Annotated in this window: 11 protein-coding genes; 3 read left to right on the top strand and 8 right to left on the bottom strand. The window is 67.1% G+C overall.

Translation table 11 applies throughout. The annotated features are described in order from the left end of the window. Positions 1 to 65: 65 nt before the first annotated feature. Positions 66 to 3,539, bottom strand: a complete 3,474-nt coding sequence (dnaE, locus tag MLE18_RS10650) for a DNA polymerase III subunit alpha (RefSeq protein WP_243438783.1) — start codon at positions 3,537 to 3,539, stop codon at positions 66 to 68. Between the two features lie 205 nt (positions 3,540 to 3,744). On the opposite strand from dnaE, the gene MLE18_RS10645 reads away from it, so the two are divergent. Further along, entirely contained in the window at positions 3,745 to 4,071 is a 327-nt protein-coding gene (locus MLE18_RS10645) for a YegP family protein (protein ID WP_243438782.1), read from the top strand. 320 nt (positions 4,072 to 4,391) lie between these two features. Then, positions 4,392 to 4,730, top strand: coding sequence for a YegP family protein (locus MLE18_RS10640; RefSeq protein ID WP_243438781.1), 339 nt, complete (start codon positions 4,392 to 4,394; stop codon positions 4,728 to 4,730). A 128-nt stretch (positions 4,731 to 4,858) separates the two neighbouring features. Here the strand turns inward: MLE18_RS10640 and modA are convergent, their stop codons facing one another. The 3 genes from modA to tssJ all read right to left on the bottom strand — a co-directional run bounded on the left by modA (position 4,859) and on the right by tssJ (position 7,405). Continuing rightward, positions 4,859 to 5,614, bottom strand: a complete 756-nt coding sequence (gene modA, locus MLE18_RS10635; protein ID WP_243438780.1) for a molybdate ABC transporter substrate-binding protein — start codon at positions 5,612 to 5,614, stop codon at positions 4,859 to 4,861. A gap of 90 nt (positions 5,615 to 5,704) precedes the next feature. Then, entirely contained in the window at positions 5,705 to 6,487 is a 783-nt protein-coding gene (locus MLE18_RS10630) for an alpha/beta hydrolase family protein (protein ID WP_243438779.1), read from the bottom strand. A gap of 330 nt (positions 6,488 to 6,817) precedes the next feature. Further along, positions 6,818 to 7,405, bottom strand: a complete 588-nt coding sequence (tssJ, locus tag MLE18_RS10625) for a type VI secretion system lipoprotein TssJ (RefSeq protein ID WP_243438778.1) — start codon at positions 7,403 to 7,405, stop codon at positions 6,818 to 6,820. Between the two features lie 402 nt (positions 7,406 to 7,807). Between tssJ and MLE18_RS10620 the strand changes: the two genes are divergently transcribed. Further along, on the top strand, positions 7,808 to 8,119 hold the full coding sequence (locus MLE18_RS10620) for an RNA recognition motif domain-containing protein (protein ID WP_243438777.1): 312 nt from the start codon (positions 7,808 to 7,810) through the stop codon (positions 8,117 to 8,119). Between the two features lie 184 nt (positions 8,120 to 8,303). Here the strand turns inward: MLE18_RS10620 and MLE18_RS10615 are convergent, their stop codons facing one another. From MLE18_RS10615 to asnB, 4 genes are read right to left on the bottom strand one after another with little or no spacing between them, the layout of a single operon-like run. Continuing rightward, the gene (locus MLE18_RS10615; RefSeq protein ID WP_243438776.1) at positions 8,304 to 9,554 is read right to left on the bottom strand and encodes a glycosyltransferase; all 1,251 of its coding nucleotides are present in this window, start codon (positions 9,552 to 9,554) and stop codon (positions 8,304 to 8,306) included. A gap of 7 nt (positions 9,555 to 9,561) precedes the next feature. After that, positions 9,562 to 10,956 carry a B12-binding domain-containing radical SAM protein gene (locus tag MLE18_RS10610; protein ID WP_243438775.1) on the bottom strand — a complete coding sequence of 465 codons (1,395 nt, stop codon included), beginning with the start codon at positions 10,954 to 10,956 and terminating at the stop codon, positions 9,562 to 9,564. Beyond that, positions 10,949 to 11,872, bottom strand: coding sequence for a glycosyltransferase family 4 protein (locus tag MLE18_RS10605; RefSeq protein WP_243438774.1), 924 nt, complete (start codon positions 11,870 to 11,872; stop codon positions 10,949 to 10,951). Before MLE18_RS10605 ends, MLE18_RS10610 begins: the two co-directional genes overlap by 8 nt. Next, complete coding sequence (gene asnB / locus MLE18_RS10600; RefSeq protein WP_243438773.1) at positions 11,869 to 13,704, bottom strand: asparagine synthase (glutamine-hydrolyzing); 1,836 nt, start codon at positions 13,702 to 13,704, stop codon at positions 11,869 to 11,871. The genes MLE18_RS10605 and asnB overlap by 4 nt, the downstream gene beginning before the upstream one ends.

The raw sequence follows: 13,704 nt of genomic DNA, 5'->3' as shown, positions 1-13,704 counted from the left end.
CGGGCATATGCGAGGGTTTGACTTTTTGCCCGCAACGCAGCCAGCGTGGATTTTTCAACAGGCGATCAGGCTGGCGCCTTGTTGTGGGCCCGGGCCAGACAGTCGTCCACCGCGAGCCAGAATTCCGGGCACGGCCCGACGCTGAGTTCGTCCGAGAGGCCCGCCAGGCACTCCATGCTGTCGAACACCAGGCGCAGCCGCACCTTGGCGCTTCCCGGATACTTATGAAAGATTTCCTTGAGCCCCGCAAGCGTGGTGCAGACGTGGGCGTCCACGCGCAGCTCCAGGGGCTCGTCCCCGGCCTGGACCGCCTCGGCCAGGGGCCGGGCCGACTGCACGATGAGCTTGAGCTTGGCCTGGCCGTCGGGGGCGTCCTGGTCGTCCTTGCCGATCTTGCCCGTGATGAGCAGCGGGGCGTCGCCCTCCAGCAGCTCGCGGCACTGGGTGAAGGCCTCGGGGAAGAAGATGGCCTCGCCGTCCCCGGCGATGTCCTCCAGGCCGCAGAAGGCCATGCGCGAGCCCTTCTTGGTGATGTGCTCCTTCTTGGTGGTGATGATGGCCGCCACCTTGACCTCGCAGTCGGGAGCGTAGCCCCGGCAGTCCGAGAGCGTCTTGAGCCCCATGCGCCGCAGGTCGCGCGAGTAGGCCTTGAGGGGGTGGCTGGTGAGGTAGAAGCCGATGGCCTCCTTCTCGAAGGCCATCATCTCCTCGTGGCCCCACTCGGGCACCTTGGCCTCCTCGCAGGCGAAGCCGATGCCGCCGGTGGGCGGGGCCTCGGGCGCGGGCGCCAGGCTCATGAGCGAAAGCTGGCCCGAGTTCTTGGCCTCGGCGCGCTTCTGGCCCTGGGTTGCGGCCTTGTCCAGCCCGGCCATGAGCGAGGCGCGCGGGGCCTCGAAGCAGTCCATGGCCCCGGCCTTGATCAGAAACTCCAGCACGCGCTTGGTCACCTTGCGCAGGTTCACGCGGGTGGTCAGGTCCACCAGGCTGGTGAAGGGCCCGTTCTCCTCGCGCTCGCGCACGATCTCGTTGATGGCCTCCCCCCCGACGTTCTTGATGCCCGCCAGGCCGTAAACGATCTTGCCCTCGCGCACGCTGAAGTGGCGCATGGAGAGGTTCACGTTGGGCGGCAGCACCTCGATGTCGCGGTCGTTGCAGTCGGAGATGTACTTGAGCACCTTGTCCTGGTTTTCCAGGTCCGAGGTGATGAGCGCGGCCATGAAGGCAACAGGGAAGTGCGTCTTCAAGTAGGCCGTATGGTAGGAGATGAGCGCGTAGGCCGCCGAGTGCGACTTGTTGAAGCCGTACTCCGCGAACTTCTCCATCAGGTCGAAGATCTCGTTGGCCTGGGAGTCGGGGATCTCCTTCTTGCGCGTGCCCTCCAGGAAGCGGGTGCGCTGCTTGGCCATCTCCTCCGGGTTCTTCTTGCCCATGGCCCGGCGCAGCAGGTCGCCCTCGCCCAGGGAGTACCCCGAGAGCACCTGGGCGATCTGCATGACCTGCTCCTGGTAGACGATGACGCCGTAGGTGGCCTTGAGCACCGGCTCCAGGTCCGGGTGGGGGTAGTGCACCTCCACCAGGCCGTGCTTGCGGTCGATGAACTCCTGGACCATGCCCGAGCCCAGGGGGCCGGGGCGGTACAGGGCCAGCATGGCGATGACGTCCTCGAAGCAGTTGGGCTTGAGCTGGCGCAGGTATTTGCGCATGCCGTCGGATTCCACCTGGAAGATGCCGTCGGTGTCCCCTCGGGAGAACAGCTCGTAGGTCTCGGGGTCGGTCAGCGGCAGGGTGTCCAGGTCGGGGGGCTGCTGGCCCATCTCCCGGATGATGTCCAGGGCGTCCTGGATGACGGTCATGGTCTTGAGGCCCAGGAAGTCGAACTTGACCAGCCCGATCTTCTCCACGCGCTTCATGTCCCACTGGGTCACGATTTCCTGGTTCTTGCCCAGGTAGAGCGGCACGTACTCCATCATGGCCCGGTCCGAGATGACCACGCCCGCCGCGTGGGTGGAGGCGTGGCGCGAGAGCCCCTCCAGCCTGCGGGAGACGTCGATGAGCCGGGCGATGCGCGGGTCCTGCGCGGCCAGCACGGAGAGCTCCGGCTCCTGGTTCAGGGCCTTGTCGATGGTCATCTTCAGGTCTTCGGGGATGAGCTTGGCGATGCGGTCCGTCTCTGGGAAGCTCATGCCCAGGGCGCGGCCCACGTCGCGCACCACGGCCTTGGCCTTCATGGTGCCGAAGGTGGTGATCTGGGCCACCGAGTCCCGCCCGTACTTCTCGGAGACGTAGCGGATCACCTCGGTGCGGCGGCGTTCGCAGAAGTCCACGTCGATATCGGGCATGGAGATGCGTTCGATGTTCAGGAAGCGCTCGAACAGCAGGTCGTAGGGCAGCGGGTCCAGGTTGGTGATGCGCAGGCTGTAGGCCACCAGCGAACCGGCGGCCGAGCCGCGCCCCGGCCCCACGGGGATGCCCTGCCCCTTGGCCCAGTTGATGAAGTCCTGCACGATGAGAAAATACCCGGGGAAGCCCATCTGCTTGATGACGCCCAGCTCGTACTCCAGGCGGTCCCAGTAGACCTTCGCCCGCTCGGGGGTCAGGTCCATGCGGGCCAGGCGCTCCTTGAGGCCCTCGCGGGCCATGTCCGCCATCTCGTCGTCCAGGGATTTGCCGGGCGCCACCTCGTAGACCGGGAAGTGGTAGGTCTTGAGGTCCAGCTCCAGATTGACGCGCTCGGCGATCTCGCAGGTGTTGGAGATGGCCTGGGGGGCGTGGGCGAAGGCCTGGGCCATCTCCTCCGGGGAGCGGTAGTAGAGCTGCTGGGTGGTGAAGCGCATGCGCTTGATGTCGTCCACCTGGGCCTGGGTCTGGATGCACAGCAGCACGTCGTGGGCGGAGGCGTCGTCGGCGTTCAGGTAGTGGCAGTCGTTGGTGGCCACCAGGGGCAGCTTCATCTCGTCGGCCAGCTCCAGCACCAGGGCGTTGAGCCGGGCCTGCTCGGGCAGGTCGTTGGCCTGCATCTCGAGATAGAGCCTGTCCGGGAAGAAGTTCATGTAGGTGCGGGCCATGTCCCGGGCGGCGTCCATGCCCTGGTTGAGCAGGGCTTGGTGGATCTCGCCCTTGATGCAGGCCGATAGCGCGATCACGCCCTCGTTGTGCTGGGCCAGCAGGGCTTTGTCCACGCGCGGCTTGTAGTGGAAGCCCTCCATGTAGGCCTTGGAGGAGAGCGCAAGCAGGTTCTGGAAGCCCGTGAGGTTCTGGGCCAGCAGCACCAGGTGGTAGCCCGCGTCGCGCGCGGACTTGGCGTCCTTGCTGGTGCGGTCGCCCTTGGCCACGTAGACCTCGCAGCCGACGATGGGCTTGATCCCGGCCTTCTTGCAGTACTCGTAGAACACCAGGGCGCCGTGCATGTTGCCGTGGTCGGTGATGGCGGCCGCCGGGCAGCCGAACTCGCCCGCGCGCTTGACCAGATCGCCGATGCGGATTGCCCCGTCGAGCAGGGAGTATTCCGTGTGGCAATGCAGATGGACAAAGTCGGACATAATTCAATCACCTGTAAATACTGAATAAAAATTTAAAAGGCACCCCGGGCGGATGTTCCCTAGCCCATTTCACCGGGGATGCCAACCGCCCCGGGGAGGGCCCGTGTACGCTTTACAATATCGAGCAATTACACTAAATACGTTTACCGCAACCTGAAGAACGAATCGCACCCATTTTTCTCGCGCGCCTCACCAGGGAGCCGTCATGTCCGTCGCGTTGACCATCGCCGCCGTGGAGGATCAGGGATATCGCCTGATACTCAGCCATGCAGGGCGGCAACTGCTCTGCGGCCCGGTGCGCCCCGGCCCTCACGAGGCCGTGAGCGACGCCGAGGCCCTGCGCCAGGCCGTGGCCCTGGACGGCCGCTACCAGTTGGAGCGCGACAGCTCCGGCGGATACCGCTTCCGCGTGCTGGGGGAGAGCGGTTGCACCCTGGCCGTGAGCACGCCCCACCCCACGCCCTACAGCCTGGGCCAGGCCATCGCCACCATCAAGGAGCTGATGCCCCAGGTGGAGCTGGTGCTGCCTTGAGGACGGCGCACCCCGATCTCTCTTCTTTCGGGCGATAACAGATTTCACGCCCGCTGGCGATATCCGCCGTTGTTGTCCTGGGTTCCAGACGGGGTGACGCCCCCCTGACCTTAGCCCTCGCCCCTGCCCACCTCACTAGAGTTGAACCATTTGTCTATTCCCCAGCGCCTGCCCCCGCTGCGACTCCACGCAACCGTCACGCAACAAAGTGATTGCACCGTCAAATATTCATTTACAGCATAATTGATTTTACCATTGACGAAGCAACGATGTTATTAGATGAGCATTATAACCTTTAATTCCACCAGGCGAGGTGCTATATGAGTGCATACTTCAAGTTGTTCAAGGCAAGCAACGGACAGTACTTCTTTACGCTTCACAGCAGTGGAAACCATGAAACCGTGCTCAATGCAAGCGAAACGTACCATACGAAGCAAGGCGCGCAAAACGGAATAGATTCCGTGAAATCAAACGCACCGGCTGCATCTAACTACACTAAACAGACTGATGCATCGGGGCAGTACAGGTTTCGCCTTCAAGCGCAGAACAACAAGGCAATCGGAGTTAGCGAGGCTTACACGACGGCCCAGAACCGAGACAACGGCATCACCTGGGTGATGAACAACGCTCCAGGAGCCACCACGGTAGACCACACCTGATTTTGAAGCCTTGTCATCACAAACCCGGCGCATCCACTCCCCCAAAACAGCATCAAGGCCGGGCCTTCGCCATGTCTGCGAAGGCCCGGCCTTTATTTCACTCGCGGCCGATGCGGCTTCCCGCCAGGCTATTCGGGCTTCTTGAACCCGTACTTGGCCAGGATCGCCTGCCCCTCCGGGCTCATGACGAAATCGGCGAAGGCCTTGGCGTCGGCGTTGTCCTTGGAGCGAGCCACGATGGCCAGGGGGTAGCTCACCTTCGCCTTGGTGGGGATTTCGGCGGCCACGTCGATCTTGGCCGCGGCGCTCTGGGCGTCGGTGGCGAAGATGAACCCGGCGTCCACCTCGCCCCGGCTGACGTAATCCTGCACCTGCTTCACGGAGTCCCCGAAGACCAGCTTGGGGGTCAGCGCCTCGTACAACCCGGCGGTGCTCAGAGCCTCACGGGCGTAGCGGCCCACGGGGACGGTCTCGGGGTTGCCCAGGCCGATGCGTTCCACGGCCTTGTCCTTGAGGGACTCGAGCGAGGTCACGGCCGCCTTGCCGCCCTTGGGCTTGCACAACACCAGGGCGTTGGCGACGAAATTCCTGCGCGAGGCCGTGTCGATGAGGTTCTTGGCCTGGGCGCGGTCCATGGTTTCCTGGTCGGCCGAGGCGAAGATGTCCACGGGCGCGCCGGCCTCGATCTGGGGGAGCAGCTGCCCTGAGGCGGCGAAATTGGTGTTCACGGTGACGCCGGGGCGGGCCTTCTCGAATGCCGCCTTCATCTCTGTGAACGCGGCGGTGAGGCTGGCGGCCCCGGAGACGGTGACGCTCCCGGCCTGGGCCATGAGGGGCAAGGCCAGCAGGGCGGCCAGGGCGAGGATTATCAGGGCGCGTTTCATATTTTCACTCCTATATGGTTGCGGTGAACGGAAAACATGTAACTCCGGCCGGAATTCCGGGCCGGATTCCCCGCTCCCGAGTCCCGGGGATCAGGGCGTGTCGGCCTCCGGCTCCTGGCCGCGGGCCTTGCAGCGGAGGGGCCGCGTCCGCCTGCGCGGCGCGGGCGGCTCGGACGGCCGCATCTCCATCGCCAGGGAGGAAAGCGCCTGCGCCAGCCTGCCCGGACTGGTGATCATGGGCAGCGGCCCCAGGGGCAGCTCCAGCACCGGCATGCTGCTCAGCGCCGCCCGTGCGGCCTGCGACCTGGCGGGGCGGTCCTCCCGGCCGGCGGTGCGCAGGAACACGCCGGGCAACTGGCGGTCCCTGTCGCCGTAGGCGTAGGCGTCCTCCAGGCAGGCGCGCGGGAAGGGCTGCAGCCTCACGGAGAGCCAACGCCCCAGCTCCCGGCAGGAGACGCCGAGGCTTTCCGCCGTGGGCGGGGGGATGAGCCAGTCCCCGCCGTCGCCCCTGCCCGGGGCCGCGCGCCCGCACAGCTGCGCGAAACTCTTGCCGCGCTCGGGCAGCACCCCGTCCAGGTGCACCACCCCGGCCACCTTGCCGCTGTGGCGGTGGGCCACAGCGGCGGCGATCATGCCGCCGTAGCCGTGCCCAACGAGCACCACGCGCTCCAGGTCCTCGTGGAAGAGGGCCTGGGCCACGTCCTCCACATGCCAGGCCAGCGAAATCTCGGGCCGCAACAGGTGCGAGCGCTCGCCGCAGCCCGTCAGTGTGGGCCGCAGGCAGTCGTGCCCGAGCCCGGCAAGGGTCGAGGCCATACGCTGCCAGACCCAGCCGCCCATGAACGCCCCGTGGATCAGCACGAAGGCGGCCATGTCAGCCCGCCCTCCCCGGCCGTTGCGCGTAACCTCGTTTGTATTGCCCGCCTGAGTTCATCCGCATCCTCCCGGGCCGTACAGTCGGCCCAGGATGTGCCAGCAAACATCCTGCCATGCACAACGCGCTGAAATCATGCGTATTTATCAGGGGGCTAGCTCAAAGCCCTACAAAAATGAAGATCATCATTCGTTTTTGTATGCCCAGCCATCACCGGCAGGCCCGAGCGCGCTCTGAGGAATCTAGGAGAGTGGCGGAAAAAAGTGGAGCGCGTCACCGTTTAAGGGGAAACGGTGACGCGCATCATGGGGCGAAGGGAATGCGGGGGATCAATCGGCGTCCAGGATGCCGGTCTTGCCCAACAGGATCTTTTTGGAGAGCTTGCCCGCCTCGTAGCTGGTCTCCTTCCACCAGAGCCAGCCGGAGGTGTTGGCGTTGAGCGGTATTTCATAGACGCGGGTGGTCCTGCCCTGGTTCTGGTCGTAGTAGTCGCAGGCCACGGCCACGAAGCGGGCATTCCCGGCGCGGTCCAGGCGCAGCGACTCGCTGGAGCCTGGCTGAACCTTCAGGCGCTGCGCGCCCACCACGCCCTGGTCGAACTCGCGACACTCCAGCAGGCTGGACACGCCCGTCGCGCTCGCGGCCAGATCCTGGAAGGCGGCCGGGTTGGCGAGCTGGTACACGCATACGCTCAGGGCGTGGGCCGCTCCATCATACTCGTTGAGGAAGGGGTCCGCCGTGAAGGTCAGCTCCAGGGCCTTGGGGGCGAAGCCCCAGCTTGCGGGCTCCGGGCTGTAGGACGGCTCGGCTATCCGCGGGGCGGGAGAGGAGGCCCCGCCGCCCGCCCCGCATCCGGCGCAGCACGCCACGAAAGCCCACAGGGCCAGCATCGCCATGAGTGTCGACAGCTTGCGCATTGATCCCTCCGATGGAATTCCAGGACTCAACATCGCCGGGCGGCCAGATGTCAAGGCCCGCTCTCCGCTGATGCCAGGGCCGGGAGATGTTGCGCGGACAGGCTCTGCCACGAGACGCGGCGGAACAAAAAAACAACGTCCACGACACCCCAGATTCGGCCAGACTCCTCCATGATTCACAACTGTTACGTAGATTTTTCTGCCAGGCGGCGTTCGTTGCGCAACTCATCCCGGAAGATGAAAATATTTTTAATTGGCATTTAGTTGTTGCCTTTCTGTTTTTACTGGTTATAGTCAGCACTTCAGCAACTCAACCAGCATACATTTTCTTGATTCTTGGGCTTTCTTGTTACAGCTCCAAGCGATTTGAAATGACGTGCTACAAAACAGGAGCAACAGCCCATGTCTAAGAAACTTTATGTCGGCAATCTTTCTTTCAATTCCACTGAAGACGAAATCCGCAACCAGTTCGCCACCTTTGGCGAAGTCATCAGCGTGAGCCTGATCACCGACCGCGAAACCGGCCGCCTGCGCGGCTTCGGCTTCGTGGAGATGGACGACGAAGGCGCCCTCGCCGCCATCCAGGGCATGGATGGCAAGGATTTCGGCGGCCGTAACCTGAAGGTCAACGAAGCCGAGGACAAGCCCCGTTCCGGCGGCGGCGGTGGCCGCGGCGGCTCCGGCAATCGCGGCGGCTACGGCGGCCGCTGGTAGCACCGGCGCCCTTGCCGCCTGTCGGCAATGATTCAAAAGGCCAGGACGTGTTCCTGGCCTTTTTTATTTCCCCGGCGGGTCCGTCCCCCCGTCAGCCCCATGCGCAGGCCAGCTCACGGTCCAGGAGCTGGCCATGCTCCTCGGCTCCTAGAGCAGGAAGGCGGTCGCGGGACGATCCCGCCCCCTATCGGCCTCGCCGCAGCTCCTGGTAGACCTTCTCCAGATCATCCGCCTCATCCGACACGCCCCTAATCCGAGGGATGGCCGCCGAGATGGATTCCAGCAGCCCCGGCTCGTCGCGCATCCTGCGCATGGCCTGCGCTAGCCCGTGTGCGTCGCCATTGGCGAACAGCAGGCCCCACTCACCGAACCCGAGCATCTCCGGCACCCCGCCCACGTCAGATGCCGCCACGGGCACCCGCGCGGCCAGGCACTCCGACACCACCAGGGGCGTGTTCTCGCTGCGCGAGGGCATGACCACCGCGTCCGCCGCCGAGAGGATGCGCTCCAGGTCAGCCGGGCCGTACCCGCCGTGCCAGGCCGCCGCGCCTTGCGGATGCGCCCGCTTCAGGCGCTCCACGTAATCCGGCACGCAGGGGATGCCGTGCACGTCCAGGGTCACGCCCTCCCAGCCCAGTATGCCCAGGGCCTCGAAGACAACGTCCAAGCCCTTGGCCGGGGCCACGATGCCCATGTAGGCCAGCCTGAGCGGACCGTCCTGCCGCCTGGGCCGCCGCACAGGCCCCAGGGGCCGTTGCCCGAGCGGGATGCGTCGGACCATGCGCGGAACGAGCCCCTGGCGGCGCAGCCGCTCCTCCTGGAAGCCCGCCAGGCTCACCACGCACTCCAGGCCCGCCACGACCTGCCGCAGGTGTTCGCGCCGCGCGGCAAAACAGGATTCCAGGGTTGCCATGTCGCGGGAGAGATGGCCGCCCGGCCTGCGCGCCGCGAAGCAGCGGGCGCAGTCGCGCGGCTGCGGGGCTTCGTGGTTGCAGGGAGTCATGTCCGCGTGCAGGAAGTGCGGCTGTTCGCAGGCCAGCCAGAGGTCGTGCAGGGTCAGGAGCGCCGGGACGCCCTCCCGCCTGGCCGCGTCCGCAAGGGAGGCCGAGAGGTCGAAGAAGTGATGGAAGTGCACAACATCCGGCCGCTCGGCGCGCAGGAATTCGGCAAAGCGCCGCCCGGCCTCGGGGTTGTCGTGGGCCAGGGCGAAGGCGGCCGCGTCGCGGTCCGGCGGGGGCGGGTCCAGCTCCAGGCGCGCCACCCGCAGCCCGTCCGCCTCCTCCATGATCATGCCGCCGCCGGGAGAGCGCCTGGGGCACAGGGCCAGCACTTCGTGCCCGCGCCGCCTCAGCTCCAGGGCCAGGTCCAGGGTGTGCAGCTGGGTGCCGCCGATCTCGTGCGGGGGCATGCCGTGGGCCACCATGAGTATTTTCACGGCGTGCCTAAGCGTGTTCCCGGTTGTAGGCGTCCACGAAGGCCTCCATCTCGCCCGCCAGCTCCCGGAAGCGCTCCCGGTGGATGTTGGCGCAAAAGCAGTTGCTCGGGCTCTGGTGGTTGTAGAGCGACACGTCGAAGCCCTCGTCCACCAGGCCCAGCCGTTTGCACTCCTCGAAGGACTCGGTGCCCGGGTAGGGCGTGAACACGGAGTAGATGATCTGGTCGCTGCCGATGGTGCGCATCAGCTCGAAAGTGTCGCGCAAGGTCTCTTCGGTCTCCAGGGCGAAACCGGCCATGAAGAAGGTCAGCAGGCGGATGCCGTGGCGCTTCACCGTGGCCGACGCGCGCCGGGACTGCTCCACGCTGATGCCCTTGCGGATGTGGGCGAGCATGGCGTCGTTGCCGGACTCGATGCCCAGCAGCACCGCCACGCACCCGGCTGCGCGCATGGCCGCCATGACCTCGTCGTCCACCAGGCGCACGGATAGCTCGCAGCTCCAGGTGAGCCCGGAACCCGCTATGGCCTTGCACAGGGCCAGCAGGTGAGGCTTGCCCACGCCGAAGGTGTCGTCCTCGAAGTGCACGTGCTTGAGGCCCAGTGCGGCCAGGGCGGCAAGCTCCGCCGCCACGTTGCCCGGCGAGCGCAGGCGCGGCCTGCGGCTCCAGATATAGCGCGAGCCGCAGTACTGGCAGTCGAAGGGGCAGCCGCGCGTGGCGAACACGAAGCCGAAGGCCTCGCGCGGGTAGCGGGCGTAATCCACCAGCACCTCGGGGGCGGCGGCGTGGGGGAAGGGCAGCGCGTCCAGGTCCGCGATGGGGGCGCGGCGGCCCGTGGAGACTATGCCCCCACCCTGGCGGAAGATCAGGCCGGGCACCCCGGAGAGCGGGCGGCCCGTGGCCAGGGCGTCCAGCAGGTCGGTGAGCGTCTCCTCGCCCTCCCCGATCACGGCCGCGTCGATGGCAGGCTCTGTAAGGATCTCCGCCCCGGTCATGGAAGGGTGCGGCCCGCCCGCCACGATGAACTGGTCCGGGTTCTGGCGCTTGGCCAGCCGCGCCAGCAGCCTGGCCGAGGCGCAGTTCTGGGACTTCACGGAGATGCCGAGGACACTGGGTTTCTCGAGGGCGATTGATTCCAGGGTCTCGCGCCAGATGGGGGCCTCGGGGTCGGCCAGGTTGGCCCTGTAGCGCCGGTAGCCCTCGCCCGCCAGCACGGCGTGGCTGGTGGGGGCGGGCGTCACCGCGGGGTCGAAGTCCGCGTTGAGCACGCGCACGCGCCAGTCTCCGCGCGCAGCAACAACTCCCGCCAGGTAGCCCAGGCCCAGCGGCATGTTGCACAGCACCATCCCCGCCTCGTAGAGGCGGTAGAACGGCGGCTCAACCAGCAGCAGGCGTTTATCCATCGGGTTGGGACTCCTTGTTGAGCGCCCGATCGAAAAACCCCGCATAATCCAGCGCCTTCGCGCGCCAGTCGAATGCCCGCACCGCCTCCCGCGCGGCCGCGCCCATGCGCGCCAGCAGCTCACGATCCCGCGCCAGCTCCCGCACGGCCCGCTCGAAGGCCTCGGGCCTGCGCTCCACAATGAAGGCGCTCTCCCCGTGGCGCAGGTACTCCGGCACGGTGCCGTTGTCCGTGGTGACGATGCCCCGGCCCGAGGCCGCCGCCTCCAGCAGCGAGTTGTTGCTGCCCTCCGTGAGCGAGGCGCAACAGTACACGTCGATCCCCGCGTAGAAGCCGGGCATGTCCTCAAGCGTGAGCATCCGCTCCCCCAGGCCGCAGGTGGCCAGGGCCACGCCCGCAAGCCCCCCCAGCCCGTCCAGCAGGCCGCAGCCCTTGTCGCCCGGGCTCTGCCGGTTGCCCGCCCAGCCCAGGCGCAGCGGCCCGCCATGCGCGCCCGGGGCGCAACCGGGCGTGAACAGCTCCAGGTCCACCCCGTGGGTCACATAGGCCACGCCCGGCAGGTGCGGGGCGAAGATGCCGCAGAGCCTGCGCGATACGGCGTGCACCGCGCCGAACCGTTCCCTCAGGATCAGCCCGAGCCCTGCCGCGCCCATGGCCTCCCAGGCCACATGGGAGCGGATGCCCGTGACGTTGCGCTCCCGGCGGCGCATCAGCTCCGGGCGGGCCAGGTTCCACTCCAGGGTGTAGACCAGATCGTACTCGCCCTCGTCGTAGGGCTGCTTGTCCCAGTAGTAATGGGGCACAATCTCGAAGCGTTCGCCCAGAAAACGGCGCAGGGCCGCGATGTGCCGGTCGAAGATCCAGCCGCGCTGGTCCGCCACGCAGAGGATGCGCGGGCGTGAGGTTGGCGCGCTCATGCGTACTCCAGGCCCGGGTGGGCCACGTTCCAAAGGCCAAAGACCGTGAGCAGCCAGAGGATGCCTGAAAGATCGTATGCATGGGTGTGGCGCGCCAGATAGTCCTCGATGCAGTTCCGCGAAAACAGCTCGCCCAGCCGGGAGGACGGCTCGTCCAGCAGGTCGCGCAGCATGGCTGAGGCCTCCGTGCCGGGCAGGAACCAGTGCTCGCGGGGGATGGCGAAGCCCTGCTTGGGCCGCAGCACGAACTCCGGCGAAAATCCTTCGGCCAGAAGCAGCCGCTTGAGCACGGCCTTGCCTCCCAGGCCTTCGCGGTAGCGTTGAGAAAGCGGCAGGCGGCGGGCCACGTCCAGCACCTGCGGGTCCAGGAGCGGCGGGCGCACCTCCAGGGCGTGGGTCATGGAGGCCATGTCCACCTTGGTCAGGATGTCGCCGGGCAGGTAGGTGCGCATGTCCATGCACTGGGCGTGGGCCAGGGCGTCGAAGCCGCAGCTGCGCCGGGCGGCGTCGGCGTAGGCCGGGCAAGGCTCGGACAGCGAGCCTCGAAACTCGGGTTTCCAGAGTGGCTCGCGGAAGGGGCGCGGCGTGGTCAGCACGTGGTTTTCCCACAGCGTCGGCCCGCAGCCGGGGCGCTCACCCGAGGCCAGCCAGTTGGCGTAGGTGTGGTAGCCGCCGAAGGCCTCGTCCCCGCCGTCGCCCGAGAGCGCAACGGTGACGCCCTGCCGCGCGGCCCGGCAGAGCAGCCAGGTGGGCAGGATGGAGCTGTCCCCGAAGGGCTGGCCCTGCGCGGCGGCCAGGTGCGGCAGCAGGGACAGCATGTCCTCGGCGACCACGGTTTCATGCAGATCGAGCCCCAGGATTTTCGCGGCCTGCCGGGCATACTCCAGCTCGCTGGCGCTGGCCAGCTCGAAACCCACGGCGAAGGCAGGGAGCGGCCCATCCACGCTCCGGCGGGCGGCCCAGGCCACCAGGGTGGAGTCCACCCCGCCGGAGAGCAAAAGCCCCAGCGGAACGTCGGAGACCAGCTGCGCGGATACGGCCCCGCACACCGCCTCGGACACGGCCTCCAGGGCGGCCGCGTCATCCTCCAGGGCCGGGTCGGGCTCAAAGCCGGGGTCGTGCCAGCGCCGGGGCTCCTCCAGCCGGAAATCGCGTATCCCCCCCGCCCCGTCCGGGCCGCAGCCCCCGAACGTGGCCGAGACAGAGCAGCCCGGCTCCAGGCTGAAGACTCCCTCGAAGATCGTCATGGGCGCGGGGATGTACTGGTAGCGCAGGTAGTGCTCCACGGCGCGCAGGCTGGCGCGGGGGGGCGGGCCATCCATCTTGCCCAGGGCGTCCAGTTCGGAGGCGAAAGCCAGCCCGCCCGTCAACGGCCTGTAATAAAGGGGCTTGATGCCCTGCCCGTCGCGGGCCAGCAGCAGCTCGCCGCGCCGGAAGTCCACCAGGGCGAAGGCAAACATGCCGCGCAGCCTGGGCAGGCACTCGCGGCCCCAGGCCTGCCAGGCCAGGAGCACGGCTTCGGTGTCGCTGCGGGTGCGGGCCGCGAATCCGAGCCCGGCCAGTTCGCCGAACAGCTCCCGATGATTGTAGATCTCCCCGTTGCAGACCACCCAGGCCGATCCGTCCGCGCTCGCCATGGGCTGGGCCCCGCCCTCGCGGTCGATCACGGCCAGCCTGCGTTGGCCCAGGGCCAGCCAGGGCGCGGGGGAGCCGAACAGGCGCAACCCCTCGCCGTCGGGGCCGCGATGGGCCAGGGCGGCGGTCATGGCCGCGATTTCACCTTCCGAGGGGGGCGTTCCAGTGGAACGCAGCACTCCGGCGACGCCGCACAT

Source organism: Fundidesulfovibrio soli, assembly GCF_022808695.1.
GTDB classification, from domain to species: domain Bacteria; phylum Desulfobacterota; class Desulfovibrionia; order Desulfovibrionales; family Desulfovibrionaceae; genus Fundidesulfovibrio; species Fundidesulfovibrio soli.
This window is presented reverse-complemented; position numbering and strand designations above follow the sequence as displayed.

Excerpts from the sequence above, each read along its gene's own strand:
- MLE18_RS10645 (WP_243438782.1), top strand. The coding sequence starts at position 3,745 with ATGTCCGTCGCGTTGACCATCGCCGCCGTGGAGGATCAGGGATATCGC.
- tssJ (WP_243438778.1), bottom strand. The coding sequence starts at position 7,405 with ATGCGCAAGCTGTCGACACTCATGGCGATGCTGGCCCTGTGGGCTTTC.
- MLE18_RS10605 (WP_243438774.1), bottom strand. The coding sequence starts at position 11,872 with ATGAGCGCGCCAACCTCACGCCCGCGCATCCTCTGCGTGGCGGACCAG.
- MLE18_RS10630 (WP_243438779.1), bottom strand. The coding sequence starts at position 6,487 with ATGGCCGCCTTCGTGCTGATCCACGGGGCGTTCATGGGCGGCTGGGTC.
- MLE18_RS10640 (WP_243438781.1), top strand. The coding sequence starts at position 4,392 with ATGAGTGCATACTTCAAGTTGTTCAAGGCAAGCAACGGACAGTACTTC.
- asnB (WP_243438773.1), bottom strand. The coding sequence starts at position 13,704 with ATGTGCGGCGTCGCCGGAGTGCTGCGTTCCACTGGAACGCCCCCCTCG.
- dnaE (WP_243438783.1), bottom strand. The coding sequence starts at position 3,539 with ATGTCCGACTTTGTCCATCTGCATTGCCACACGGAATACTCCCTGCTC.
- modA (WP_243438780.1), bottom strand. The coding sequence starts at position 5,614 with ATGAAACGCGCCCTGATAATCCTCGCCCTGGCCGCCCTGCTGGCCTTG.
- MLE18_RS10620 (WP_243438777.1), top strand. The coding sequence starts at position 7,808 with ATGTCTAAGAAACTTTATGTCGGCAATCTTTCTTTCAATTCCACTGAA.
- MLE18_RS10610 (WP_243438775.1), bottom strand. The coding sequence starts at position 10,956 with ATGGATAAACGCCTGCTGCTGGTTGAGCCGCCGTTCTACCGCCTCTAC.